The organism is Kineococcus vitellinus (genome assembly GCF_009906315.1).
Taxonomy (GTDB): Bacteria; Actinomycetota; Actinomycetes; order Actinomycetales; family Kineococcaceae; genus Kineococcus; species Kineococcus vitellinus.
The window spans coordinates 35,804-59,515 of sequence record NZ_JAAALL010000001.1 but is presented as its reverse complement, the minus strand read 5'-3'; the positions used below and the strand labels follow the sequence as shown (position 1 = coordinate 59,515).

32 protein-coding genes are annotated in these 23,712 nt (G+C 65.5%); 26 read left to right on the top strand and 6 right to left on the bottom strand.

Translation table 11 applies throughout. The annotated features are described in order from the left end of the window. Both GTQ99_RS00320 and GTQ99_RS00315 read left to right on the top strand, forming a co-directional pair. On the top strand, nt 1-846 hold the full coding sequence (locus GTQ99_RS00320) for a hypothetical protein (RefSeq protein WP_166613749.1): 846 nt from the start codon (nt 1-3) through the stop codon (nt 844-846). Then, on the top strand, nt 843-1,871 hold the full coding sequence (locus GTQ99_RS00315) for a hypothetical protein (protein WP_166613748.1): 1,029 nt from the start codon (nt 843-845) through the stop codon (nt 1,869-1,871). The genes GTQ99_RS00320 and GTQ99_RS00315 overlap by 4 nt, the downstream gene beginning before the upstream one ends. On the opposite strand, the gene GTQ99_RS00310 is transcribed toward GTQ99_RS00315, so the two are convergent. Then, complete coding sequence (locus GTQ99_RS00310) at nt 1,868-2,458, bottom strand: hypothetical protein (RefSeq protein ID WP_166613747.1); 591 nt, start codon at nt 2,456-2,458, stop codon at nt 1,868-1,870. The genes GTQ99_RS00315 and GTQ99_RS00310 overlap by 4 nt on opposite strands. Nucleotides 2,459-2,535: 77 nt before the next feature. On the opposite strand from GTQ99_RS00310, the gene GTQ99_RS00305 reads away from it, so the two are divergent. The 5 genes from GTQ99_RS00305 to GTQ99_RS00285 all read left to right on the top strand — a co-directional run bounded on the left by GTQ99_RS00305 (nt 2,536) and on the right by GTQ99_RS00285 (nt 7,293). After that, nucleotides 2,536-2,817 (top strand): hypothetical protein, encoded by a 282-nt coding sequence (locus tag GTQ99_RS00305; protein ID WP_166613746.1) that lies wholly within the window; start codon nt 2,536-2,538, stop codon nt 2,815-2,817. Next, on the top strand, nt 2,817-4,451 hold the full coding sequence (locus tag GTQ99_RS00300; protein ID WP_166613745.1) for a glycosyl hydrolase family 28-related protein: 1,635 nt from the start codon (nt 2,817-2,819) through the stop codon (nt 4,449-4,451). The genes GTQ99_RS00305 and GTQ99_RS00300 overlap by 1 nt, the downstream gene beginning before the upstream one ends. A 9-nt stretch (nt 4,452-4,460) precedes the next feature. After that, on the top strand, nt 4,461-6,146 hold the full coding sequence (locus GTQ99_RS00295; protein ID WP_166613744.1) for a pectate lyase family protein: 1,686 nt from the start codon (nt 4,461-4,463) through the stop codon (nt 6,144-6,146). Continuing rightward, on the top strand, nt 6,143-6,490 hold the full coding sequence (locus GTQ99_RS00290; protein ID WP_166613743.1) for a hypothetical protein: 348 nt from the start codon (nt 6,143-6,145) through the stop codon (nt 6,488-6,490). The genes GTQ99_RS00295 and GTQ99_RS00290 overlap by 4 nt, the downstream gene beginning before the upstream one ends. A gap of 86 nt (nt 6,491-6,576) precedes the next feature. Further along, nucleotides 6,577-7,293, top strand: a complete 717-nt coding sequence (locus GTQ99_RS00285; RefSeq protein ID WP_166613742.1) for a LamG domain-containing protein — start codon at nt 6,577-6,579, stop codon at nt 7,291-7,293. A gap of 4 nt (nt 7,294-7,297) precedes the next feature. On the opposite strand, the gene GTQ99_RS00280 is transcribed toward GTQ99_RS00285, so the two are convergent. From GTQ99_RS00280 to GTQ99_RS00260, 5 genes are all read right to left on the bottom strand, one after another. Beyond that, nucleotides 7,298-7,948: a hypothetical protein gene (locus tag GTQ99_RS00280; protein ID WP_166613741.1), complete on the bottom strand. Its 651-nt coding sequence runs from the start codon at nt 7,946-7,948 to the stop codon at nt 7,298-7,300. Between the two features lie 4 nt (nt 7,949-7,952). Next, entirely contained in the window at nt 7,953-8,105 is a 153-nt protein-coding gene (locus GTQ99_RS00275; RefSeq protein ID WP_166613740.1) for a hypothetical protein, read from the bottom strand. A gap of 25 nt (nt 8,106-8,130) precedes the next feature. Beyond that, nucleotides 8,131-8,298, bottom strand: a complete 168-nt coding sequence (locus GTQ99_RS00270) for a hypothetical protein (protein ID WP_166613739.1) — start codon at nt 8,296-8,298, stop codon at nt 8,131-8,133. After that, nucleotides 8,291-8,683, bottom strand: a complete 393-nt coding sequence (locus GTQ99_RS00265; RefSeq protein WP_166613738.1) for a hypothetical protein — start codon at nt 8,681-8,683, stop codon at nt 8,291-8,293. The genes GTQ99_RS00270 and GTQ99_RS00265 overlap by 8 nt, the downstream gene beginning before the upstream one ends. A 408-nt stretch (nt 8,684-9,091) precedes the next feature. After that, nucleotides 9,092-9,916, bottom strand: a complete 825-nt coding sequence (locus GTQ99_RS00260) for a hypothetical protein (RefSeq protein WP_166613737.1) — start codon at nt 9,914-9,916, stop codon at nt 9,092-9,094. A 103-nt stretch (nt 9,917-10,019) separates the two neighbouring features. Between GTQ99_RS00260 and GTQ99_RS26480 the strand changes: the two genes are divergently transcribed. The 19 genes from GTQ99_RS26480 to GTQ99_RS00165 all read left to right on the top strand — a co-directional run bounded on the left by GTQ99_RS26480 (nt 10,020) and on the right by GTQ99_RS00165 (nt 23,711). Next, complete coding sequence (locus GTQ99_RS26480; RefSeq protein WP_166613736.1) at nt 10,020-11,447, top strand: phage protease; 1,428 nt, start codon at nt 10,020-10,022, stop codon at nt 11,445-11,447. Between the two features lie 3 nt (nt 11,448-11,450). After that, on the top strand, nt 11,451-11,888 hold the full coding sequence (locus GTQ99_RS00250; RefSeq protein WP_205706546.1) for a hypothetical protein: 438 nt from the start codon (nt 11,451-11,453) through the stop codon (nt 11,886-11,888). Between the two features lie 48 nt (nt 11,889-11,936). Continuing rightward, complete coding sequence (locus tag GTQ99_RS00245; protein WP_166613735.1) at nt 11,937-12,824, top strand: major capsid protein; 888 nt, start codon at nt 11,937-11,939, stop codon at nt 12,822-12,824. After that, nucleotides 12,824-13,273 (top strand): hypothetical protein, encoded by a 450-nt coding sequence (locus GTQ99_RS00240; RefSeq protein ID WP_166613734.1) that lies wholly within the window; start codon nt 12,824-12,826, stop codon nt 13,271-13,273. The genes GTQ99_RS00245 and GTQ99_RS00240 overlap by 1 nt, the downstream gene beginning before the upstream one ends. 216 nt (nt 13,274-13,489) lie before the next feature. Then, complete coding sequence (locus GTQ99_RS00235) at nt 13,490-13,744, top strand: hypothetical protein (RefSeq protein WP_166613733.1); 255 nt, start codon at nt 13,490-13,492, stop codon at nt 13,742-13,744. Between the two features lie 32 nt (nt 13,745-13,776). Continuing rightward, nucleotides 13,777-14,217 carry a phage virion morphogenesis family protein gene (locus GTQ99_RS24545; protein WP_166613732.1) on the top strand — a complete coding sequence of 147 codons (441 nt, stop codon included), beginning with the start codon at nt 13,777-13,779 and terminating at the stop codon, nt 14,215-14,217. After that, nucleotides 14,210-14,830, top strand: a complete 621-nt coding sequence (locus tag GTQ99_RS00225; protein WP_166613731.1) for a hypothetical protein — start codon at nt 14,210-14,212, stop codon at nt 14,828-14,830. The genes GTQ99_RS24545 and GTQ99_RS00225 overlap by 8 nt, the downstream gene beginning before the upstream one ends. After that, nucleotides 14,827-15,003: a hypothetical protein gene (locus GTQ99_RS00220; protein WP_166613730.1), complete on the top strand. Its 177-nt coding sequence runs from the start codon at nt 14,827-14,829 to the stop codon at nt 15,001-15,003. The genes GTQ99_RS00225 and GTQ99_RS00220 overlap by 4 nt, the downstream gene beginning before the upstream one ends. Before the next feature lie 134 nt (nt 15,004-15,137). Further along, complete coding sequence (locus GTQ99_RS00215; RefSeq protein WP_166613729.1) at nt 15,138-16,442, top strand: phage tail sheath protein; 1,305 nt, start codon at nt 15,138-15,140, stop codon at nt 16,440-16,442. A 41-nt stretch (nt 16,443-16,483) separates the two neighbouring features. Then, nucleotides 16,484-16,864, top strand: a complete 381-nt coding sequence (locus GTQ99_RS00210) for a hypothetical protein (RefSeq protein ID WP_166613728.1) — start codon at nt 16,484-16,486, stop codon at nt 16,862-16,864. Then, the gene (locus GTQ99_RS00205; protein WP_166613727.1) at nt 16,864-17,358 is read left to right on the top strand and encodes a VOC family protein; all 495 of its coding nucleotides are present in this window, start codon (nt 16,864-16,866) and stop codon (nt 17,356-17,358) included. Before GTQ99_RS00210 ends, GTQ99_RS00205 begins: the two co-directional genes overlap by 1 nt. A gap of 29 nt (nt 17,359-17,387) precedes the next feature. Next, complete coding sequence (locus tag GTQ99_RS00200) at nt 17,388-17,597, top strand: hypothetical protein (protein WP_166613726.1); 210 nt, start codon at nt 17,388-17,390, stop codon at nt 17,595-17,597. A 2-nt stretch (nt 17,598-17,599) separates the two neighbouring features. Continuing rightward, complete coding sequence (locus GTQ99_RS00195; RefSeq protein WP_166613725.1) at nt 17,600-19,294, top strand: tape measure protein; 1,695 nt, start codon at nt 17,600-17,602, stop codon at nt 19,292-19,294. Further along, a complete protein-coding gene (locus GTQ99_RS00190) occupies nt 19,291-19,938 on the top strand; it encodes a LysM peptidoglycan-binding domain-containing protein (protein WP_166613724.1) in 648 nt (215 codons plus the stop codon). Before GTQ99_RS00195 ends, GTQ99_RS00190 begins: the two co-directional genes overlap by 4 nt. After that, nucleotides 19,938-21,422 (top strand): M23 family metallopeptidase, encoded by a 1,485-nt coding sequence (locus GTQ99_RS00185; RefSeq protein ID WP_166613723.1) that lies wholly within the window; start codon nt 19,938-19,940, stop codon nt 21,420-21,422. Before GTQ99_RS00190 ends, GTQ99_RS00185 begins: the two co-directional genes overlap by 1 nt. Continuing rightward, the gene (locus GTQ99_RS00180; protein ID WP_166613722.1) at nt 21,419-21,697 is read left to right on the top strand and encodes a hypothetical protein; all 279 of its coding nucleotides are present in this window, start codon (nt 21,419-21,421) and stop codon (nt 21,695-21,697) included. Before GTQ99_RS00185 ends, GTQ99_RS00180 begins: the two co-directional genes overlap by 4 nt. A gap of 4 nt (nt 21,698-21,701) precedes the next feature. Next, nucleotides 21,702-22,178, top strand: coding sequence for a GPW/gp25 family protein (locus GTQ99_RS00175; RefSeq protein ID WP_166613721.1), 477 nt, complete (start codon nt 21,702-21,704; stop codon nt 22,176-22,178). Beyond that, nucleotides 22,175-23,302, top strand: a complete 1,128-nt coding sequence (locus GTQ99_RS00170) for a baseplate J/gp47 family protein (protein WP_166613720.1) — start codon at nt 22,175-22,177, stop codon at nt 23,300-23,302. Before GTQ99_RS00175 ends, GTQ99_RS00170 begins: the two co-directional genes overlap by 4 nt. Before the next feature lie 4 nt (nt 23,303-23,306). Continuing rightward, nucleotides 23,307-23,711 (top strand): phage tail fiber protein, encoded by a 405-nt coding sequence (locus GTQ99_RS00165; RefSeq protein WP_166613719.1) that lies wholly within the window; start codon nt 23,307-23,309, stop codon nt 23,709-23,711. The last annotated feature ends 1 nt before the right edge of the window (nt 23,712 follow it).

Below are 23,712 nucleotides of genomic sequence, written 5' to 3'. Positions count from 1 at the left end.
GTGCCCATCGCTCACGTCGGCCACCGAGACCTCAGCCAGTACGGCAAGCTGAAGTACGCCCCACCGGCCCTGGTGGACCCGGTCACCATCACGCTGTCCAGCACCAACCGTGCTCCCAGGCTGGACCCGACCAGGGACTACATCCTGCGCTGCCCGGCTCCGGTGGCCGCGTCCGGAGGGGTCGTCATCGACGGGGGCCGCAACGTCGTGGCCATCGGCGGCGGCGTCGACCTCGGCTCGGTCTACAGCGCTACCAACGGCAACCGGGGTCTCTTCATCAAGGGCAACGCCTCAGGCGCGGTGCCGCGCACGGTGCACGTGGAGGGTTGGGCGCTGTCGGGCTACCTGACCGAGGGCATCAACATCGACACCCTCGGGGACCCGCAGACCCGCGTCGTGCTGCAGAACATGGTGGTGGGTGAGGTCAAGGGCTCCTTCGGCAGCAACCACGCCGACGTGATCCAGACTTGGCGCGGGCCGTACGAGCTGTACACGGACCGGGTCTACGGCCAGACCACCTACCAAGGCATCTTCGCCGACCCGCACAAGTTCGACCCCGTCGCGCTGGGGACCTGGCGCCTGAGCCGCATGTACCTCAAGGGCAGCTCCGAGTCGGGCGCGCTGTTGTGGATCACCGAGGGCGCCGCCGACGGCTCGGACCGCCCGATGATCGTCACCGACGACGTGTGGCTCAAACCCAATCCGGCCAAGCAGTACCCCGGCCAGGTCGTCTACGCCAAGGCCGCGTACTGGGGCACCGGCGTCAAGCGCTGCCCCGGCGGCAAGCGCTCGCCGGTGTCGTCCAACCCGGGGCCGCACTACGTGTCCCCGGGCTACCTCGCGTGAGCTTCACCAACGACCTCGAGTCCTGCCGTCCCGGTGAGCCGATCACCCTGGAGACCTCAGCGTCCCCGGACCCCTTCACCGACCTCGTCAAGACGGCCACCGGCTGCGCGGTGCTGTGCACGGACCTGCTGGTGGCGCACGGCCGGCGGGCGCTGGAGGTGTCCACCGACCGCTCGGTGGCCTCGCAGAGCTACGTGGAGTGGGCCGCGGCCGACGCGAGTCAGGTGCTGCGGCTCAACGTCTACTTCCCGGCCGACCCGTCGACCAACCACCGCATCGTGCAGTGGTACATCGCGGGCGACGGCAGCTGCCTGGACCTGGAGCACCGCACCGACGGCACGCTGCGCGTGCGCTCGCAGAACGGCTCCCAGATCCACCAGACCGCCAGCCTGCCCACGGGACGGTGGCTGCGCATCGAAGTGGCGGCCACCTTCAGCGCGTCGACGGGCCAGGTCAGCCTGCGGGTGTACGACGGCGCTGACTCCATGGCCCTGCTGGCCCGCTCGGACAGCCAGGCCAACAACAACCTGCGCGGGACCCCGACGCACTGCCGCATCGGCGTGGCATCGCCAGCGGCCAACGAGCGGGTGGTCTTCGACGACCTCGCCGCTCGCGCGGGACTGGACTTCATCGGGCCGGTGGTGCCTGCCCCGGTCCCTCCGACGGTGTCAGCGGACAGCTACCAGGCACAGTGGTACGGCAAGCCGGTCACCGTCACGACGACCGCCACGGCAGCCGGTGGTGGCCCGGTGGGCTACAGCTGGGAGGTGCAAGACGGCATCCCCGGCGGCCAGGTCAGGCTCGAGACGGTCGACGGCACTGCGACGGTCAGCGTCAACCGGCCGGGCGTCATCTCCCTGCTGTGCCACGTCGTCGACGCCCAGGCGAACATGGTGACGGTGCAGCACACGGTGGAGTGGATCAACCGGGCATGGAACGGCGATCATGAGGCGCTGCATCCCGCGTTCTCCACGGTGGCCGGGAACGAGGCCGAGCTGAACTCGATGTACCTCAGCTCCCACTAAGGAGCAACGGTTCGTTGCACGGAGGCTTGGCCGTCGTCCTTCGTCAAGTCCTTCCACACGCTGTACCGATACCCGTCGTACTCGTAGGTCACGAACCAGTGAGACAGGTCCATGGCTTCGCTGATGGGTGTCAACCCCGCCGGTAAGACATCGCTGTACACGCGGTTGACGGCCCACCTCGCAGCTTCACGAACGGCTAGCGGATTCGGCGCCTCCATATTCTTGTGTGGTCGCAAGATGACGCCTTCCACCTGCTCCAACAGCTTCTCCACGTACCGACCAACGACGGCACCAGCGGCCATATCAAAAAGATCGACTTGCAGGACCTCTTTGACAGCAGGCGAGACTGGATCCCTAAGATTCAGACCCCGCTTTGCGCGAATCCCGGCGCGACAGGAACTCAAAAGAATCCTATAGTGAATCCGTCGGTCAAATAGAAGCTGATACATCGAACTGCTCGTGTCCGCCTCTTGCATCTGGACAATGTTCCTGTCGTAGGCGAACACTAAGAAGCGGAGAACGACCTCAAGATCTTCAACTTCCCAATCGGCTAAATACGCTGCCCAGTCTTCGCTCTCGGAGTCCACTGCCCAAGGGTATCGACCGACGACGAGAGTGCATAGGTCCGCGAAGCCGCGGCGTTTGGTCGCTAACCTGGACGCATATGGCGTTCTCCGCGAGCACTGGGTCGGTCACCAGCGGCACTCCACCCACTGCGATCTTCTTGAATGAGACAGGTTCGCGCGTAGGCCTGAGTTACAGCATTCGCAACACGGGCGACCAGACGATTTACCTGGGCGGATCGGATGTGAACGCGACCGATAAGGGTTTTCCGCTCCTGGCCGGCGAGTCGATGGCTATCAACTTGAACAAAACTGACACGCTTTACGCCAGGACCGCCTCGGGCGTCATGAGCACCTACGCGCTGCTGAAGCAGGACGACTGATGGGCTTCGGACCCATCACGCGCCCACCCCAGCAGGGCGGTGGTGGAGCCGGCGGTCCGACGGGTGACAACCCCGATGGCAGCAAGCTCGTAGCGACCGGCTCGCAGACGGGCAGGATTTTCTTCGGCGCCTTCGCGGACGCGCCAGCCGGCTCCTACGTTCTCGATCCCAACGACGCCTCTGCCCTCCCCCTCGATGTCCCGGGTGGGGTCCTCTCCTACGCGCTGGGCTTCAAGAAGAGCGATCTCGCTTTCAACGTCCGGGACTACGGCGCCAAGGGCGATGGGGTCACCAACGACTCCCCGGCGTTCCAGGCAGCGATCAATGCAGCAGGGGCGGTCAAGGGTGCGGTGCTGATCCCGGTGGGTGCCACGTACCTGCTCAACACGGCAGTGACGCTCGTCAGTGACATCACGATCCTCAGCCTCGGCCGCTACCTCACTTCGGTGAAAGCAGGCCCCGGCGTAGCGAATGCGGTGTTCCTCGGCACATCCGGCGCCGCGGTCAAGAACGTGACGCTCCAAGGCTTTGGACTGGACGGCAACTTCGGCACGGCGGCGGCATCGCTCAAGGGTGTCCAGGTCACCAACGGCTCGCGCATCACCTGCCGCGACCTGTACATCCACGACCTGGGCGATGCTGGCATCGTCTACCAAGGGCTTACGGGCATCAGCGGCACCCCCTACAGCCGGGTGCTCGACTGTCGCATCGACAACACCGGGCTCAATGACGGGCAGACGGGCTTCGGGGTCACCATCAAGGACAACTCGCCCTGGTGCATCGTCGACCGTTGCGAGATGGACGGGATCAAGGGTGGCATGGGCGTTGGCCTCAACGGCTCGGCCGGTACCGGCTTCCCGACGCACTCCACCATTACGAACAACAAGATCCGCATGGCGCCGTCCACCACAGGCTTCGAAGCGATCGGCCTCACCGCGGGCTGCGACTACGCCACCATCGATCACAACGACGTGTTCGACAGCCAAGACAACGGCATCAGCGTCAGCTGCGCGCACTCAACATGCAACAACAACACCGTCGACGGCGCGTGGAACTCGGGCATCTGGTCCGCCGGCAACGACAACGTCATCGTCGGCAACAACATCCGCAATGTCGGCAAGCAGAAGGACGGCCCGCAGTACCCAGGCATCAACCTGTCAGGCTGCACGAACAACGTCGTCGGCCTCAACCGCATCACCGATGACCAGACGGTCAAGACGACGACGTTCGGCATCAAGGAGAGCATCACCGCTGGCGGCCACCAGTACTTCGGCAACCGCATCACCGGGACCAGCGTCAGCGCATACTCCCTCCTCTCGGACACGAGTTCGTTCCTCTTCCCGAACGGCATCGGCACCCTGGTGTACGCCGCCACGATCACGCCCGACGCATCGTCCAGCGCCTACAAGAGGCTCGTCGTCACCGACGGCAACGCCTTCACCATCACCAACCCGTCCAACGCGTTCCCTGGCGCGGTGCTGACCGTCGACATCACGAACAGCTCGTCGGGAGCCATGGGTACTGTGACCTGGGGCGTCAAGTTCCGGTTCTCCACGCCGTTCACCGCACCGGCCGCGGGAGGCCGCACCGTCTACGAGTTCGTCTACGACGGCACCACCTGGATGCAGAAGTAGGAAGACCTGATGACCTCGCTCAGCTTCAAGAACACGGACGGCTCACGCTCGGTCATCTCAGGCGTAGGGCTGAGCGCTGATCAGGTCGCCCAGACCCCAGCCGTGCTCGCCAAGGCCAACCAGTCCGATCTACCAATCAACGTCATGTGGCCGGCTTGGGGTGCAGTGGGCAACGGCGTTGACGACACAGCCGCCATCCAGAAAGCGCTGAACGACGCCAAGTCCAGCGGACGAGCCGTCTACATCCCACCGACGACCTTCACGGTGACCAACCTGTCGCTGGACTACTCCAACGACGCGGCGCAACCCGTCTCAGGCGCCCCGTACGGCTACCAAGCTCCAGCGATCTTCGGAGACTCCAAGCGCCGCGCCATTCTGTCGCAGAAGCCCGGCGCAACGGGCAACCTGCTGACCGTGAAGGGCAAGATAGGCGCTAGCGCCGGCCCAGCGAACAACAACAAGGTATCCGGCTTTTCGATGCGGAACCTCGAACTCATCGGGGTGAGCACCGGGGACCATGGGATTTACACACAGTCCGTCGTGGACTCCGCCTTCGACAACCTCGTCATCCGCAACTGCGGCAAATCCGGCGTCTACAACGCGCGCGAGACTTTCGTCAGCGGCGTCAACGATGAGTACGCATACGGGCTGAACTTCAACAACGTCCGGAGCATCTCCAACACGGGCTGGGGCTTCGAGCACTCGGGCACCAACTCCATCAGCGGAATGATGACGAACTGCGACGCCACGGGTAACGGCTCGGGCGGATACAAGCTCGCGCCCTCGGGCTGGACCATGAACAAGTGCGTCGCCATCGGCAACGGCGTCGGTAAGACCACGGGCTATGGACTGTGGTCCGTCCGCAACTCCAACACGCTGTCGACGAACAACAGTCTGACCCTGGTCAACTGCCGCTTCGAGCAGAACTCCACGGTCGGCGGCTACGACGTACGCATCGACGCCGGGTTCGGCTTCGCCTTCTACGGCTGTGAGTGGTACTCCACAGGTGGGGCACACAGCATGGGCATTGGACTCAACGCTGCTGGCGCCAACTCATACGTGCAGAGTCCGATCATCAGTGGTGGGTACTTCGCTGGCGATGGCACCACGACGACCAACAAGGCACTGGTACTCGGGTCTGACTGCCGCAACCTGCTAGTAGAGAACCCGAGGATCGACTACGGCCTTTACGGCACCGGTGGCAACGTCACCCCGAACAGCCTCATTACGGATGGTGGAGCCAACACCAGCGTCGTCCACAACCAGAACGTCGTGTTCGCCCCGGAGGGCTTTATTCGCTTCCCGCGCAAGATCGCGGCTCCCGGCGTGGCCGCGGCCGGGGAGGCACGCATGTACGCCAAGGACAACGGTGCCGGTCTGGGCGCGATGGTGCTCCGCTTCCCCACCGGGCCCGAGCAGTTCCTCGGGGTTGAAGGCGGCGGCGTCCAGACCAAGGGGGGCAACTACACGGCCCTCGTTACGGACCGGAAGATCAACATGACGGCGACCGGAACAGTCACACTGCCTGCGACGTATCCGCCAGGAGAAACCCTGGTGGTCAAAAGCCTGACCACAGGAACGGTAACCCTCTCCCCAGCCAGTGGAACCATCGACGGGGCAGCGACTGCGGTGATTACGACGCAGAACGGGTCGAAATCCGTGTACACCGACGGAACCAACTGGTTCGTCGAATGACGTACGACCCCAACACCGTGTCGGCCATTGAGAAGGTCAATTCCCAGGCCTCAGTCACCGGCGCCTACACGGTGCCTGACGTGGGTACCGCCACCCTGCACCGACTCATCCTCACCGGCAACGTCACGCTGACCTACCCCGCGGCCGTCACTGGCAAGTCCTTCACGCTCGTCTTGGTCCAAGACGGTATCGGCGGGCGCACGGTCACCTGGCCCACCGCGGTCGATTGGTCAGGAGGGACAGCGCCGACTCTGTCCAGCGGGGCGGGCAAGGTCGATGTCATCTCCATGATCTACGACGGAGTCAACTGGCTCGGCTTCGTCGCCGGCCAGGACATGCGGTGAGACTCACCCAGCGCGCGAGGTACGGGAGCGCTGGACGCCGGCTGATCCTCCCGCCAGCTGCGAGGACGGACCTGCCCGGGTGGCGGTTGCGCCGTGACGAGAACTACAACGTCGACGTACCTGAGGGCCAGTTCCTCCAGACCTACGGCAGCTCGCACAGCACGTATCCGGAGAACTACCTGACGACCCACGGTGGTCCGTACGGGGTCAACAATGGTGACCACTACGGCGGCAACACCAACCTCAGTGTCGTCAACGGCCGGTTCACCGGCCGCCTACACCGAGACCCATCGACGGGCCTGGTGGTCGCCATGGCTCCCGAGCCGCTCCTGGAAGATGGCACCAAGAGCCAGCTGTACGGGCGGTACGAGGTGCTCGGCTACCAGGCTGTCTACCCACTGGTGGCCGGCTGGACCACGGCTTGGCTCATGTGGCCGAAGTCCGAGGTGTGGCCACGCGACGGCGAGATCGACTGGATGGAAGGTCAGCTGGTCAGCGGTGCGCCGCACTTCAACCACCACAACCAGGACGGCACGGGCCCCGGGGACCAGCAGGTCTTCTCATACCCCGTCAACGTCAACGACGGTCTGACCCACAACATCGTGCTCGAGTGGAAGCCGAACGACTGTGCCGTCTTCGTCGACGGTCAGCTGGTGGGCCGAGCGACCAGTCGGGTACCCAACACCCCGATGCGCTGCGCGCTGCAGACGGAGACTTTGCAGTCTGGGACTCAGCCACCAGCAGGGGATGCCACGCAGATCATCAAGTGGGATTCGGTGGGAGTGTGGGGGCTAGCCGCATGACTGGTCAGGCGTCGTAGGGCGGGTTGACCGCGTAGGCGAACCAGCGTTGGTCGTCGATCTGCTGGTAGCGATGGTGCTTGCTGGTGGATGCCATGTCGACGAAGAGACGCAGTGACTCACCGACGTGGTCCTCGGTCACTTCGAAGGTGATCACGGCCATGTCCTCTTCATTGCTGGCTATCCAGTGAGGCCAAGAATCCCTGCTGTAACTCATACTGTTCTCGGTTGAGACCCGCCACCGAATGTCCTTGTCTCGCGCGCGCTGAGCGGAGCAGGAGAAGGTGATGACCTGCCCGACTTCCACTCGGACTTTGTCGGGGAAGTAGGGCGAGTCGTTGAACAAGTGACCCTCCCGCCCGAAGTTGTCTGACACCTTCTCGATCTTCGGGTAGTGCTGATCGGCCACGTCGTTGCTCCGGTAGATGGCGACCATCTGTCGAATGTGCCCTGCCACACCCGACAGCAGGTCCGCCTCGTAGGGGACCAGATCGCGGCTGTGTCCGATGACGTTCCGCACGCTGGCGAGGATGTCGAAGTAACCCTTCATCCGCACGTTTTCTTCGAAGACCGGCTTGAAGTCAGGCCAGTTCTTCAGGATGATTTCCTGCAAATCGAAGTAGTGCGTGTAATCAAGGAGGTTGCGAGAGACCACCACGGCTTCACGCTGCTTCTCTTTCAGCGTCCAGCCGTTCCTGCAGCTTCTCCTGGCTCGGTGCGCCCTTGACCTGCAGCCAGCCCTCGTTGCCATACACGTCGCGGATGGCGAGGCGCAGGGAGGTCTCGATGGCCTTCAGCGCAGCATTGGGCTCCACATGGGCACCCTACGTACGCGAGCGGCTACGCGCTGCCCAACTGGCGATCCGCCTCGGCGTTCGCCTTCGCAGCCTCCACCAGAGCGACGAGAGCGGGGTCCGGCTTGATGCCAGCCGCCAGGTAGGCCGCCAGGCGGGTCTTGGCCAGCTCGATCACCTCGGGTCCGGCATCGAGGTACCTGGTCTCACTCATCGCTCTGGCCCTCCTGAGGTCGTCGCAACACGATCCTGTCTCCCTCACTCATCAGGCTACGCGCCCGATCCAAGAGCTGGTCCAGCTCGCTGCTTCGGGTGGCGTCGTCGGCCAGCTGCTTGGCTGCGGCCCGCCGGGTGGCCTCAGGGACATCGGGACTGGTGGCCAGGTCCTCCACGGACCCGAACAGCAGCTCCTTGCCCCTGGCGCGCAAAGCCGGGTCATCGGACTGCAGCAGGAGTGCGATCAGGTCTGCCGAGGCACCACGCACCGCGGAGCGGCTGGCCCGTCGGGCGGCGTACATGCCGGCGAATACTGCCGCGCCTCCCCCGACGAGGGCGCCGACCAGTGCGGCAATGGCCCCCAGCCAGTCCCCGGCATCCATAAGTCAATGGTACGGGGAAAGGCATGAAAAGCCCAGAGGTACGCACCGACTAACCTTCCCCGAATATGGCCCCACGCCGCGAGTACAACGCTTGGTATCGGGATCTTTATTTGCGCTCGAAGGAGTGGAAGAAGCGGCGAGCCCGGTGGATGAAGAAGCACGGCGCGTACTGCCGCGGCTGCTCCTTCAAGGGTCGTCTTGACCTTCACCACCGCACATACGAACGCCTCGGGCACGAGTGGGATGGCGACCTTGTAGCGCTCTGCCGGCGGTGTCACCGCACAGCTCACACCTTCCACGACAGCGGCAAGTACAAGACGCGCTGGGAGTCAACGAAGGTAGCCCTTGATCATTGCAAAGCGAATCCGCCGAAGCGGGGATGGATCGCGCGCTTCATGGGCTGGTGACTCAGCCTCCCCATCGCCATCCGACAAAGACAGTCGCGACGATAGTCAGCAAGCCAATGACCAACGTCACAAGATCCGCTGGCTTAATTGAGAACGGTGGCGGTGGCTGGTCAGTTGGCCGGCGAATGTCGGCAATGCTGAGCAGGTCATGCTCGTGGATACGCAAGAGCACCCGCCACAAGTCGTCGTGGACAGCCTGCAGCTGGCTAGCGTCGCTGCTGGCGAGGCCGATCGGCACGAGGGACCGCACGGCCTCCCGAGCCAGCTTCAAGTAGCGAGCATTGAACTTCTCGGTTGGGGTACCGCGTCCGAAACGATATGGACGGAACGCGCCGAGTAAGTAGTCCGCGATCCAGGCGGCTCGGGAAGCGAGTGCCTTTCTCTTCTCCCAGGTCAGCCTTGACCCAGCCGCAACCTCGTCGCGGAGAATGGCGTACCCCTCTATGGCATAGCGCGTTTGGGCCAAGGCTTCATACCAGGCGACCTCGCGAGTTCTGAACAGTGTCAACAAGGCGACGAGCGCGGCCACAACAATCGCAAGGCCCAGCAGTAACAGGACTCCACTGTGGAGTGGGACACCGGCCAGAAATAGGAGGTAGCCGAAGGCAAAGGAACCCCATGCAATAACCTTGACCCATACTCTCCTGCGAGCGCGCGGTCGCCAGAACGCGAAGGTCTGCACTACGCGGCGCATGACATCAGGATTAGCCGCAATCCGATCGAGGTCTCTGTACTGTTCGCGCGTCAAGGGCCGGAACATCATCGGTGGGCCGAAGGAGTCATTGAACGCATCTCGCCACCGAGACGGGGGTTGCGTGTTGCTCACGCGCGCACGGTAGCGACATGTCCACCTGGTGCAACGTCGGCTCGCCTACGCTGAATAACGCATGCCAGGTGTATCTGTCGTCAAGGGCGTTGAGCTCGTAGAGGTGGGCGAGGAGTGGCACGCCTCTACGGGCGATGTCACCTTCACGCCCGAGCACCTCGCTGCGGCTGTCGCGGCGGCTGACGACTCTGCGGTTCGCACACCGATCGTCAAGCTCGGCCACGTCTCCACGCTGAACGACGGGGAGCCGGCACTGGGGCGCATCGTCAACCTGCGCCTGTCCGAGGACCGGATGACCTTGATCGGTGACCTGGTCGGTGTTCCCACCTGGCTGGCCGACGCCATGGGCACCCTGTACCCCCGGCGCTCGATCGAGGGCCGCTTCGGAGCGAAGACCCAGACCGGCGCCGTCCACGACTTCATGCTCACGGGCGTCGCCCTGCTGGGCACCGCCTACCCCGCCGTGACCACGCTCGCCGATATCGAGCTGCTGGCCACCGCTGACTCCATCGACGACTTCGACCTTGTGGCAGCCGCCCAGGTGACAGACGACCTCGCTGCTGGCGAGGAGAAGGGACCCGACAAGCCAATGTTCGGTCGCAAGAAGCACTCCGACGACGTGGCTGCCTCGGTGTCCACCGACGACGTACGCCGCTCCTACTACGAGCAGAACCCCGACTGGGATCTCTGGATCCGGGAAATGCACGTCGACCCGCCGCAACTGATCATCAGCGACGAGCGCGACGCCTCGCTCAACCGTGTGACGTACTCCATTAGTGGTGACGAGGTCACGTTCTCCGATCCCGTCAAGGTACGGATCGTTTACGAGGACGTGGACTCGGGCGCAGTCGCGGCAGCGGAAGCTACCACAGTCGTCGTGTATTCCACCAAAGAGGAATCGCGGGGTGCTAACAATGTCAATAGGTCAAACGACCCAGTTCACCTCAGTGAGGAAAAGCAAGTGAACCCTGAACACCTCAAGGCCCTGGGCCTCGAAGAGGGCGCAACCGACGAGCAGATCACTGAGGCGCTGAACGCTCTCGCTGCCGCCAAGGACGCCACCGCCTCCAACACCGACCCGGCGCCCGAGGACACCCCGGCACCCACGTCGGCTCCTGGCTCGGCTCCGGTGACCATCCCGCAGCAGAAGGACGGCGACGTGGAGGCACCGCAGACCGTCACGGTCGACGCCGCCGCGCTCGCCGAGTTGCAAGCCGAAGTCTCCCGTGGCCGCCAGCTGCGCGAGAAGATCGAGGCTGGCGAGAAGGACGCGTTGATCGCAGCAGCCATGAACGAAGGCAAGTTCGGTCCCAGCGTCTCAGCCGGCTGGCGCAAGGCGCTGGACGACAACTACGAGATCACCAAGGCCACCATCGCCTCGCTACCCAAGACGATCAACCTCAGCGAAAGCGGCCACGGCGGTACCGGCGAGGAAGACATCGCCGCATCCGCCGAGCAGTACTCCACGTTGGGCCTCACCCCTGGCGAGATCGCCCGCATCAACCGCTTCAAGACTGCCCAGGAGGCGTAGGTCATGCCCACCATCCAGAACGAGTGCATCCCCTTCTACCGCCCGGGCGCTGACCTCACGGCCATCGCCATTACCGCCGTCATCGGCAAGCGATGCGTCAAGATCAGCGGCAACCGCCAGACCTCGCCCGGCGCCGCAGGCCCCCTCGCCACCAGCGTCGGGACCGGCAACGTCTCCATCGGCCATGCTGACGCCGGTGGCCGCATCTTCGGCGTCGCCAAGTGGGACGCTGCTCTCACCGACATCCAGGGCGGCATGGTCGGCGTCATCCGAGGCCCGGGCAACGTCGTACCCATCACCTGCTCGGCCAACATCACCGCGTTCCAGGAAGTCGAAGTGACCACGAACGGTCAGGTCGGTCCAAAGAACACGGGCGTAGCCATCGGCTTCGCTCTCACCGCTGCCGCTTCCGGCACCGACGCACAGATCAGCCTGTACTAGGGGGACTGAACTTCCATGGCAACACTTCCGAACACCGTCGCTCACCCCTTGGGTACGCCGACCGTCAACAACGGTGCCATCACCGTTGACACCTACTCGAACCAGCCGACGCGCGTCACCGCACTTGTCCGTGACCTCACCGCCAGCCTGTTCTTCATCGACGATGTCTTCACGCGCGCCGGTGCCGTATCCGGTGGCGCTGTGGTGTACGACGAAGTCGACGGCAACGACCTTTACACCGACCGTGACGCTGAAGCCGTCGCCCCCGGTGAAGAGTTCCCGATCCTCACCTCCAGCCGCGGCGAGCCCAAGGTCGCTGTCCCCAAGAAGTGGGGTGGCAAGTTCTTCGTCACGGACGAGGCGCGCGAGCGCAACGACGTGCAGCTGATCACGCGACACGCTCGCAAGGTCAGCAACACCATCGTCCGTGCGACCAACGCCTACACCGTCGCCATCCTCAACGCCGCCGTTGTCGCCCACAGCCGCCAGGTGCCGGGCAACGACTGGACGACCGCGATTCCGAACGGCTCCAACCCCACGGGCCCGCGTGACACGCCCATCGCCGACTTGGCCCTCGCCCGCAAGCAGGCCATCACCGACGAGACCGGCATCACGTACGACACTCTCTTCATCAACGAGAACGAAGAGCTGTCGCTGCTGGCCTTCTTCCAATACGAAGCCGCAAAGCTTCGTGACGCGCTGTCTCTGGTCGGCTTCACCAACGGCTACCGAGTCTCCCCGCGCGTTCCGCAGGGCAAGCCCTACCTGGTTGCGTCGGGCGAGGTCGGTGAGTACCGCGTGGAGAAGGCGCTGAGCACCGAGTCGTGGCGTGAGCCGGAGACCCAGGAGACCTGGTTCCAGACCGACACGCGTCCGGTGGCCTACGTGACCAACCCCAACGCCGTCTTGCAGTTGACGGGTGTGGACGGCCTCTGATGCCCGAGCGCACCATCAAGTCGATCTACTTCGGCTACGTCAACGCGAACGGCACCTTCGTCACCGCTCGCAAGGGTGAGACGGTCGACATCCCCGAGGGTCGCTACCTGACCCGAGGCGACCAGCTCGGCGCCTTTGTCACCGACGACGACACGCCGGCCACGATCGACCCGCTGGCCGCAGAGCCACCCGTGATCGACCCGCTGTACCCCTCCGGTGTCATGACCGGGGAGCATGGTCCTGAGCTGACCTCACTCCCTGAAGGCGCGACGATCGACTCGCCGACGACCCGCACGATTGAGCCACTGGACGGCAACGTCGGTCAGGTCCTGGCGTACGCCGAGGACCACAAGGACGAGGCAGCCGACCTGCTGGCGCGTGAGCAGGCCAAGGGAGACGACGCCCGCAAGGGTGTCGTCGAAGGCCTCACCAAGCTGCTCGAGGCCTAGTCCGTGGCGGTCACCTGGGCACCCACGGTGGCCGATGTCGCAGCGCTCCTGCGTGCGCGCACCAAGGACCGCAACGGCAGGGAGCAGGGCACCTTCACGTCCGAGCTGGCCGCAGACCAGACACGCACGCGTCCGACAGCTGAGGCCGTCTCCCAGCTGATCGACCGGGCAGTGGCCACGGTCAGCGCGGCCCTCGGGGGCACGGTGCCGGCTGGCGTGGAGGGAGCGGCAGCCGAGCTCGTGGCCCTGCGCGCGGCCATGGCCGTGGAGCTGTCGTACTTCCCCGAGCAGATCCAGACCGACTCATCGCCCTACGACCGGCTCAAGGAGCTGTACGACCAGGGCGTCAAGGCGGCGCTGCCCCGGGTCACCGAGGAGTCCGGGGAGGACCCGACCGGCGAGGACGGTTACAAGCTCCCGGCCTTTGGCTTCCCGGTCAACTGCAAGCCCATCGGCCAAGTCCGGTGGTAGCTCTCCGCTTCTCCGCCGACGGCATCGAGGACGTGGAGTACCACCTACGCCGCTGGCCTGACGTGGCGCTCGATCTGACGCCGATCAAGGACGACCTGTACGATCAGTTCCGCGGCTTCGAGCGCTCGCTGTTCAACACTGAGGGCTCCAGCGGAGCCAGCGGCCGGTGGTCGCCGTTGAAGCCGTCGACGTTGGCGTCCAAGCGCCGCGTCCGCGGCCAGCTGCGCATCCTGCAAGAGAAGCAGGACCTGAGGAAGTCGCTGACCAACAAGAGGAGCAGCGACGGGATCCTGCGTGTCGAAGACGCCGGCAAGACCATCTTCATGGGCACCAAGGACCCCAAGGCGCGCTTCCACCAGGAAGGCACCCGCCGGATGGCGCAGCGCAAGGTGGTCGACCTGACCCGCCGCCAGCAACAGTCCATGCTGCGTACGGTGCAGCGCCACGTCGTGGAGTCCTACCCCAATGAGTAGCGCCTACGGCCGCATCGTCACGGGCGCGAACGTCCGCCACAACGTGACCGCGACGCTGCAGACCTTCTTCCCCTCCTACCTGGCCGAGATCGCCGAGGCCTCCGGGCGTACCCGGGACGCCCTGCCGGCGCCCGAGTCGTGGCACATGAGCGACCTCGTCGACAACTGGGCGGGCGAGCAGCTGCCTGCGCTGGTCGTGGTCTCCCCCGGCTTCCTGGGGTCACCCACCATCCAGTCGAAGTCGCTGAACGCCGTCTTCGACATCCGCGTCGGCTTCGTCGTTGCGTCCCACGACCGAGAGACCACACGCGAGCTGGCGGAGCTGTACGCCGCCGCCGGGCGGGCATGCATGATGCAGCACCAATCACTGCCGTACCTCAGCGAGGGAGTGCTCCAGCGAGGCATCAGCTCGGGGATCGACCTGCTGGACGAGAGCTACGACGATGCACCGACAGAGGATTCCCGCACCTTGGGGGCCGCGACGGTTACGCTAGGCGTACACGTGGACGGCATCGTCGATATTCGATCCGGCCTGCAAGAACCCGACGTTGATCCCGACCCGCTGGTCGACATCACGGCTACGTACATCCATACGCGAAAGAAGCCTCTGTGAAGGTGCAGAACCCACACCCATATCCAGTAGATGTCCCTGGTGGTCCGGTGTTGGGCACCGCTCAGACGGCTGATGTCGACCGCAGCGACGAGCTCGCGCGCAAGATCGAAGCAGGCGCCCTGGTCGAAGTACCGACCACGGGTAAGGCCAAGAGCAAGGAGGCCGCCAAGTGAGTCCACGTCCAGGCGTCGAAGTAACCTCACGGGCCTCGTCCCCCGGTCGCGGCAACGGTGTCGACACCGGCACCTCGTTCGTCGTCGGGCCGGCCCAGCGCGGCTCCCTGACCTCGCCGCAGCTGGTCCGGAACATGACCGAGTTCCGCACATACTTCGGGGCGCGCATCACCGAGTCGCTGCTGTGGGATGCCCTGGACACCTACTTCCGCGAGGGTGGCAGCACGGCCTACGTGCAGCGCGTCGCAGGACCGGCCGCAGCGCTCGCTGGCATCACCCTCAACGACGCCGACGGTGACCCGTCGCTTCGGGTCGATGCCAAGAACGCCGGAGCATGGTGGAACGGCGTCACTGTGGCAGTCACGGCCGGCGCGGCCGTGGGTGAGTTCGCGCTGGTCATCGCTAACCCGGAGTTCGGCGTGGAGCGTTCCCCGTCCCTGGCGAGCGTGACCGACGCCATCAACTGGTCCAACAGCTCCAGCTGGGCAGCGGTCAGCCTGCCCACCGGTGCCAGCGGCGCGGACCCGGCTGTCGTCGCAGCCGCCAACATGACCGGCGGTGCCGACGACTACGCAGCCGTTGACGACGTGACGCGCGGCACTGCCCTGGCACGCTTCACTCGTGGCCTGGGTCCGGGGCAAGTCTGGATTCCCGGAGCCACCTCCACCAACACGCGCGGTGCCCTGCGCACGCACGCCAAGGAGCACAACCGCATCGCCTTGTTGGACGACACGGACACCTCGTCGGCGACCGCGGCGGGCACCGAGGCGCAGAGCCTGCAGGGTGATGAATACGCAGCCCTCTTCGGTCCCTGGCATGTCGTTCCCGGTCTGCTCGGTGGCACCACCCGCCAGGTGCCCCCGACGGCGATGGCCGCGGCGCTCATGGCCCGCAACGACCAGACCCGCTCGGCCAACAACGCTGCGGCCGGCGTCAGCGGGCGTGCGCGCTACGTCGTCGGCCTGACGCAGTCCGGATGGTCCGACGCTGAGCGCGAGGCGCTGAACACCAACGGCTTGAACGTCTTCCGCGAGCTGCCCGCAGGGGTCACGCTGTACGGCTACCGCACCCTGGCCAAACCGGGCACCGATGCTTACGCCTGGAGCTTTTTGGCCAACCAGCGCCTACGCATGGCCATCACCGCGGAGGCCGAGACGGTGGCAGAGACCTTCCTCTTCCGCCAGGTCGACGGCCGCGGCCAGCTGCTCGCCGAGTTCGGCAGCGCGCTCTCCGGTGTCCTGCTGCGCTACTACAACGAAGGCGCCCTCTTCGGCGAGACGCCAGACGAGGCCTACCTGGTCAACGTCGGCGAGCAGGTCAACACCCCCACCACCATCGCCAACGGTGAGCTGCACGCGGTGCTCAGCCTGCGCATGTCGCCCACCGCCGAGTTGGTCGTTATTGAGATCGTCAAGACCAGCGCTGACATCGCGCTGTAGCACCAAGGACACGCATGCCAGGCCGTCAAGATCAGTACCTCGTGACCATGTCCTGTGAGGGACGCCAGATCACCTTCGACACCTTCACGGGCAGTGGCGTCACCTCCGACCCGGTCAAGCGCCGCCGCGGCGGCATGGGCCCCCAGCGCGCCTATGGCGCGCCGTCGTCGACCGAGGACGTGACGGTGAGCAAGCCGTACGAGGACGCCGACGTGGAGCTGCGTCGCTACATGTACTCCCGCGTCGGCAAGGCGCGCGTGGTGATCAGCAAGCAAGCGCTGGACCTGGATGGCAACGCCTTCGGACGCGCTGAGGTCTACACCGGCATTCTCTCGGGCGTCACTCCCGGCGAGGTCGACTCCGACAGCAACGAGGTGGAGATGTGGGAAGCCATGATCTCCGTTGACGGGTCGGTCGGCTGATGGGCACCGACTCGTCGGTCTTCGCCGACCTGGCCGGCGCGCGTCAGAAGCTGGTCGAAGCCAAGAAGAAGACCCTCAACGTGCCGGGATGGGGCGAGAAGGGTACGCCGAGCATCAGCGTGACCTACCGCCCTGCCGACTGGAGCGAGATCGACAAGCACAGCTCCAGCCTCAGCGAGGCCAACAAGGCGGGCAAGAAGAAGCGTTCCGAGGCGGCTCTGGACGCGAACGCCCAGGTCCTCGTGTCCTGCGCTACCGGCATCACCATCACCACTGACGACGGCCGCCAGCTGACCGAGGGCGAGGACGGCGAGCCGCTGCGCTTCGGCAGCCAGGAGCTGGCCGTCATGTTGGGTGTGGCGGACCGCCGAGCCATCGCGGTGTGCCGAGCGCTCTTCGTCATCGACGGAGACCTGATGGCACACGCTGCCCAGCTCCTGCAGTGGTCGGGCCTGGAGCTGCGTGACCTTGAGGACGACTACCAGGGGGAATAGCCAGCCACCCTGGGGTCAAGTCCGCAGCGGTGGCGCTCATCCTGGGAGCCGACCCCCTCACCTACCTCAAAGCACCTGCCGATGAGGTGCGCGTCCTCAACGAAGTGATCGAGCAGGCCTTGGCGATGGACTCCGAACGGCGGCAGCAGGAGATCGATGCAATCGGGATCGCTGTCGGCAATGCTGTAGGCAGGGTCTTTGGCGGTAGTCGCCGGGGCAAAGGTAAGCGCAAGGGCTAGCTGTGGCTGAAAACGACGAAGTAGGCGTACGGCTCACCCTTGAACAAGCTTCCCGGTTCCGCCGCGACGCCGAGCGCGCAGCCGCCGCCATCCACCGCATCAGCCAGGAATCGGACCGGGCCGCACGCAGTGCTGGCGGTGCGTCATCGGCCCTGGACCGCGCTCGAGGAGCGTTCGGCAAGGTCGCCGGATGGGCCGTAGCGGGCGCACAGGCGGTCGGTGGAGCGGCCACTGCTCTCGGAGCAGCGGGTATCGCCGCGTCGGTCTTCGGGCTGAAGACTGCCGGCGCCATGGAGCAGGCGCAGGTCGGCTTCAACACCCTGCTGGGGTCGGCGCAGGCCGGCGAAGCGTTCATGGCTCAGCTGCAAGCCATGGCGCTCAGGACGCCGTTCGACCTAGAGAACCTGCAGAAGACCTCGCAGTACCTCATGGCCGTGGGCTACGACGCCAAGGACGTGATCCCCACCCTGACGGCGTTCGGTAACGCCGCTGCCGCCCTGAACACCGGGGAGGAGGGCATCCAGGCGATGGCGCGAGCCCTAGGGCAGATGCGCCGCAATGGCGTCCTCAGCTTGGAGGAGATCGGGCAGCTGGCCGACGCCAGCGTGGACGCCTACGGCTACCTCGCCCAAGCCTCGGGTCGGACCATCGCGCAGATCCGCAAGGACGCCGAGAACGGCCTCATCTCCGGCACCCAGGCCGCCGACATCATCACCAAGGGCCTCGCCAACGACCCACGCTTCCAGAACGCGATGGACAACCAGTCCAAGACCTTCCTTGGCCAGATCGCCAACTTCCGCGAGCGCGCCAAGCTGGGCATGGCGACCGCCTTCACACCCATGCGCGACTTCCTGGCACGCGACGTGATGCCCGATGTGAACCGGATCGGTGAGAAGGGCTTCGACCGACTCGGCAAGAGCATCGTCAAGCTGACCGCCCGCGCCAAGGGTGCCTACCCGCAGATCAAGGGTCTCGGCGCCGAGATGCTCTTCATGTACCGCCAGGGCGGCTTCGACAGCGTCGTGTCCCTGCTGGACGACCGGACCGGCTCAGGTGGGCGGCTGGTCTCCATCTGGGAGGACGTGCAGGACATCGTCGGCAACGTCAAGACGCTGTGGGTGGGCACGGTCTGGCCCTTCCTTCAGGACGCCGGTCCCAAGATCTTCGACATCTTCGTGGGCGCCGTCGACATCATCAGGGGGATCACCGACCTGCTTGTGGCCTTGCAGCCGGTCATCGACCCGCTGCTGGATAGCGTCGTCAACACCCTCGACGAAGTCAAGGGCATCCTGAACATCGTCTCTGGGGTCGTCGGCTTCGCCGGCGCCACCGCCAACGCCGTGGCCAACCCCGTTGACACGGTTACCGGCAAGGACGGCGGGCCACCCAAGGCTATCCAAGGCATCAGCAACGACCTGCGCAGCCTCTTCGGCGCCAAGCCGCTGTACCCGGGTCAGGCCAAGGGCGGCATCACCCGCAAGCCGGGCATGAGCTGGGTCGGCGAGCGCGGCCCGGAGCTGCTTTCGCTGCCCAAGGGCGCCCGTGTCGACCCCCTGCCCGAGGGCCCGTCCCCCATGGGTCCCTCGGTCATCTTCGAAGACGGCGCCATCCGGGTATCCGGCTCCGACGTGCTCAACGCGCAGCGGACGGCAGACATCATCGTCCGTCAGATCAAGGGCAAGCTGGCCCGGGCATGAGCAAGCTGGGCATCTTCCTGGCCACTGGCCCGTTCGTCATCTCCGTGGACCTGGGCGAGCGAGCGCCGTACATCAGTGCTGGCGGCGCCGTGTGGGACTCTATCGACCGTCCCCGCACGTACGCCTACACCCACTTCTCGGGCGTGGAGCTGTTCGAGCAGACCATCGACGTGGCCATCGACCAGTACCCCGACGGCGACATCGAGCCGATCATCAAGCTGATCGAGGACCGGCGCATCCCCACGCCCAAGATCCCCGACGTGCTGCGCCTCGCCGGCCCCAACGTCAAGCGCACCGACCTCGCCTGGATTCTTGTGGGCATCGAGTACCAGGACGACGACGAGTACCGCGACGACGGGCGAAGGTGTCGTCAGTCCATGACGCTGACCTTCCGCCAGCACAACGCGCCTCAGGTCGTCGTGCACAACAGCTCCCCCGCGGCAGCTGCAGCACCGCCAGCGGCAGCATCGACCGGATCGTCGGGCGGGGAGCGCACGTACACCGTGAAGGCCGGGGACACCCTGAGCGGCATCGCGCAGAAGATGTACGGCTCCTCAGCCCGGTGGCAGGACATTGCCAACGCGTCGGGCGTCCGTGATCCGCGAAGCCTCAAGGTGGGCCAAGTCCTCAAGGTGCCTGCCTGATGGAGGACCTCAACTTCCTACCCGACGGCATGACGCTCATTGCCGACGGCGGCCAGGTCGCCGACATCGGGCGCAACGTGGAGTCCGCCTCGGTGACCCGCACCACGGACGGAGCATCGACGCTCAGCCTGCGGATCTTCGACCCGGAGCGGACGCTGCTGAAGTCCGGGATGCTCTCCAAGCGCATCACAGCGCAGGTTGATGACCACTCCTTTGAGCTAGCCGGGGTGGACAAGGACGGTGACAGCCTGACCTTGACCATGGAGGACCTGCTGGTTGCCGAGATGCGTCGGCACAACGAGCCGCGGAAGTTCGCCGCGGGCAGCGTCACCCGCGTGGAGGCGGCGCGCGAGCTCATGAGCGAGATCCCGTGGGCAGTCGTGGCGGTGTCGAACAACAACACCGAGCGGGTCAAGACCGAGCTAGCCCGCGGCACCTTGACCGCCGTGGCCACTGAGACCAGCAGCTCCGAACCTGCCTCGGGCATCGTCGAGGACTACTTCTCCGGTGGGGCCTCCCGGATACCCGCCACGTCGCGGGAGAAGGCATCCGAGATCACCGACGACAACCGTGAGGACACCTGGACAGCGATCAAGCGCTGGTTCGCCGAGATCAACTGGCGGTGCTACGTCGACAAGGGCACCCTCAACCTCGGCCCGGACTCCGCCTACGTCAATGGTCCCGCCGTCTACGACGTGCGCGAGTTCTCCGCAGGCATCGGCTTCGTCAACTTCGACTGGGACGTGGGCAAGCCCATGTCCGAGGGCACCTACGACTTGATCACCAGCCGCTGGGACTCCCCCGCCGGCACGACCGTGGAGCTGTTCGACCTCGGACCCGCCGACGGCAAGTGGTTCGTCTCCCAGATCGAGCGCGACCTGTTCGCCGAGCAGTCTTCGGTCACCATCAAGTTCCCCGAGCCCGAGCTGCCCGAGCCTGACCCGCCACCCGAGCCAGCCGCAGGCGCGGCCGAGGCAGGCCTGGATGCCAACTACTTCGCCAACCTGGCCGGTGGTGGCGCCGGGACCACCGTCACCGGGGGTGCGGGAGCACCGACCTCCAACTTCTGGGCCTGGCCCATCGGCGGTGACCACCGCATCAACTCGGGCTTCGGTGCACGCTCCAGCCCCACCAAGGGCGCCAGCTCCCAGCACCAGGGCATCGACATCAACGCCAGCCTCAACCAGGCCGTCACGGCCAGCCACGATGGCGTGGTGACCTTCGCCGGCCAGCAAAGCGGCTACGGCAACGTCGTCTACATCAAGCACAACGGCACCAAGGCCGCAGGCCCGCTCGTCTACGAGACCCGGTACGGGCACCTGAACCGGATCCGGTGCCGCAACGGCATGGCGGTCAAGAAGGGCGACATCATCGGCGGTGCCGGGCAGACCGGCACCGCTACTGGGGTGCATTTGCATTTTGAGATCCGCAAGCTGGGGTCGCCAGTGAACCCGCTTCCGCTACTGCTTCTGGGGAGCGAATGAGCGACCTCGGCGATGCCTTCACCACCTACCTGTCCGGCGGTGCCAACAAGAGCAAGCGGTCACGACCCATCGGCCCGGTGTCCGGAACAGTCTTGGACGTGACCGCCACGACTGCGCGGGTCACGCTCGATGGCTTCTCTCCCGACTTCTTCTTCGGCCCGATGCCCTTCACTCGCAGCGACCAGCCACCTCAGCCCGGCGACCAATGCCTGGTCATCTTCACCGGCAGCGAAAGCAATCCCGCCTGGTTGATCGGCTGGCAAGTAAAGTCGTGACCGTATGGCGATCCCTCACCTGCGCGTTCCTTTCCAGATAGGCCTCGGCGGCAGCGCTGCGGTGGTGGAGCAGGACTCCTACGAGGACATCAGCCAGTGCGTGGCCACGTACATGGGCACTCCCCAGGGGCACCGTCTGGAGGCACCGACATTCGGCATTCCCGACATGGCCTTCGGTGCTCCGGCGCAGGAAGCGCTGGACACCATCGCCAACGAGCTCGGCGACTGGGAGCCGCGGGCGGAGGTGACCCTGGACTCCGCTGTCGACTCCATCGACCCGTCGATCCGGCGGGTGACCGTCAGCGTTCGGCCTCTGATCGAGGTATTGGACACCCCAGGCGGAGGGATCGCCATCACCACCCCGACGCCGAGCGTCCCCGATGACGGCGAAGACGATGGCTCGCTGCCCGTCGGCGTCACCTGGAACGGGTTGGGCACCCTGACCTGGAACGACATGGGCATGACCTGGGACCAGCTGTGAGCTACATCGACGTAGGCGACGACGGCGCCTTCACCGCCCTCAGTACCGACTCCAGCGCCTTGGCGGCCCGCACCCTGCAAGCGATGGCTGCGGTCTTCCCCGATTGGGTACCCCGTGAGGGGCAGCTCGACGTGGCCATGATCGAGGTCATCTGCCGCGCCATCGCGGAGAACCGAGACGTGGCCAGCCGGGTCCCGCGGAGCATCTACCGGGACTTCGGGCGCACCATGCTCAACGTCCCGCCCGTGGACGCCGCGTACGCCCGGATGCGGACCAGCTGGGAGGTCACCGACGACTCGGGGTACTCCATCCCCGGTGGCACCCTCATCGGCTACGCGCTCGGCAACAACACCTTCGCCTTCTTCCGCACCCTCAGCACCGCTACGGTGCCGGCGGGCTTCTCGCAGGTGTACATCAACGTGGAGTCGGTCCAGCCGGGCGAGGCGTACAACAACCTGCCGATCGGGCCCCTGCAGCTCATGGACGCCCTGACCTTCGTCAAGTCCGTCACATCGACCACCCTGCCGGTGGGCGGTGAGGACGCGGAGACCGACGCCGAGTACCTCAACCGCCTCCAGGCCCGCCTCAAGCTGCTGGCCCCGCGGCCCATCGTTCCGCAAGACTTCGCCACGCTCGCGCTCGATGTGCCGGGAGTGGATCGCGCCTTCGCCATCGACGGCTACAGCCCGGCCAACGGCCGGATGGACAACGAGCGGACCATCTCGGTCGCCGTGGTCGATCCTGCGGGGAACCCGGTCGGCACGGTCGTCCGCAATGCCGTGACTGCGCTGCTCGAGTCACAGCGAGAGGCCAACTTCGTCGTCTACGCGATCAACCCGTCGATCACCACGGTCGATGTGACAGCCACCCTGAAGGCCTTCCCCGGCTTCGACGTGGAGGCCGTGCGCGCGGACGCCGCTGCTGCTGTGCGCTCCTACCTCAGCCCCGCCTCATGGGACTGGGACGTGGTGGTCCGTTACAACGAGCTGGTCCAGCTCCTTTCCAATGTCCCGGGCGTCGACTATGTCGATGCTCTCGTGAACCCCACCGATAACATCTTTCTGGAGGGTGTCGCCGCACTTGTGCAGGCTGGCACCGTCAACATCACCGTCGAACAAGGCTGAGCCCGTGTCTGCACTCAACTTCCTAGAGAACGAAATCCTGAAGCTCCGCCTCGGAAAACCGCTCAGCATCACACTGCCGATCACCCCCTGGCTGATGATCTTTACCGTCATGCCCAACGAAGACGGAACGGGTGGCGTGGAGGTTGCCGGCGGCGGCTACAACCGCGTCAACGTCAGCTCAGCCTTCCCGACACCCAACGGCACCGGCCTCGTTGCTAACACCAGCGACATCAACCAGGGCACCAGCACGGCCTCCTGGGGCAACGCCAAGGGATGGGGCACCAACACGGCGCAGACCGGCACGGGCATCATCCTGGAAGCGCACCTTTTCCCGGGTGGGGGAATCGATATCCCGGCCAACCAGCCGGTGATCTGGCCTGCAGGCGCGCTGATCTTCGAGTCGGAGTAAT

Bases quoted from the DNA above. Each gene is read 5' to 3' on its own strand.
- GTQ99_RS00190 (WP_166613724.1), top strand. From the start codon at position 19,291: ATGAGCAAGCTGGGCATCTTCCTGGCCACTGGCCCGTTCGTCATCTCC.
- GTQ99_RS00205 (WP_166613727.1), top strand. From the start codon at position 16,864: ATGGGCACCGACTCGTCGGTCTTCGCCGACCTGGCCGGCGCGCGTCAG.
- GTQ99_RS00300 (WP_166613745.1), top strand. From the start codon at position 2,817: ATGGGCTTCGGACCCATCACGCGCCCACCCCAGCAGGGCGGTGGTGGA.
- GTQ99_RS00295 (WP_166613744.1), top strand. From the start codon at position 4,461: ATGACCTCGCTCAGCTTCAAGAACACGGACGGCTCACGCTCGGTCATC.
- GTQ99_RS00185 (WP_166613723.1), top strand. From the start codon at position 19,938: ATGGAGGACCTCAACTTCCTACCCGACGGCATGACGCTCATTGCCGAC.
- GTQ99_RS00250 (WP_205706546.1), top strand. From the start codon at position 11,451: ATGCCCACCATCCAGAACGAGTGCATCCCCTTCTACCGCCCGGGCGCT.
- GTQ99_RS00270 (WP_166613739.1), bottom strand. From the start codon at position 8,298: ATGAGTGAGACCAGGTACCTCGATGCCGGACCCGAGGTGATCGAGCTG.
- GTQ99_RS00305 (WP_166613746.1), top strand. From the start codon at position 2,536: ATGGCGTTCTCCGCGAGCACTGGGTCGGTCACCAGCGGCACTCCACCC.
- GTQ99_RS00180 (WP_166613722.1), top strand. From the start codon at position 21,419: ATGAGCGACCTCGGCGATGCCTTCACCACCTACCTGTCCGGCGGTGCC.
- GTQ99_RS00265 (WP_166613738.1), bottom strand. From the start codon at position 8,683: ATGGATGCCGGGGACTGGCTGGGGGCCATTGCCGCACTGGTCGGCGCC.
- GTQ99_RS00215 (WP_166613729.1), top strand. From the start codon at position 15,138: ATGACCGAGTTCCGCACATACTTCGGGGCGCGCATCACCGAGTCGCTG.
- GTQ99_RS00240 (WP_166613734.1), top strand. From the start codon at position 12,824: ATGCCCGAGCGCACCATCAAGTCGATCTACTTCGGCTACGTCAACGCG.
- GTQ99_RS00290 (WP_166613743.1), top strand. From the start codon at position 6,143: ATGACGTACGACCCCAACACCGTGTCGGCCATTGAGAAGGTCAATTCC.
- GTQ99_RS00175 (WP_166613721.1), top strand. From the start codon at position 21,702: ATGGCGATCCCTCACCTGCGCGTTCCTTTCCAGATAGGCCTCGGCGGC.
- GTQ99_RS00225 (WP_166613731.1), top strand. From the start codon at position 14,210: ATGAGTAGCGCCTACGGCCGCATCGTCACGGGCGCGAACGTCCGCCAC.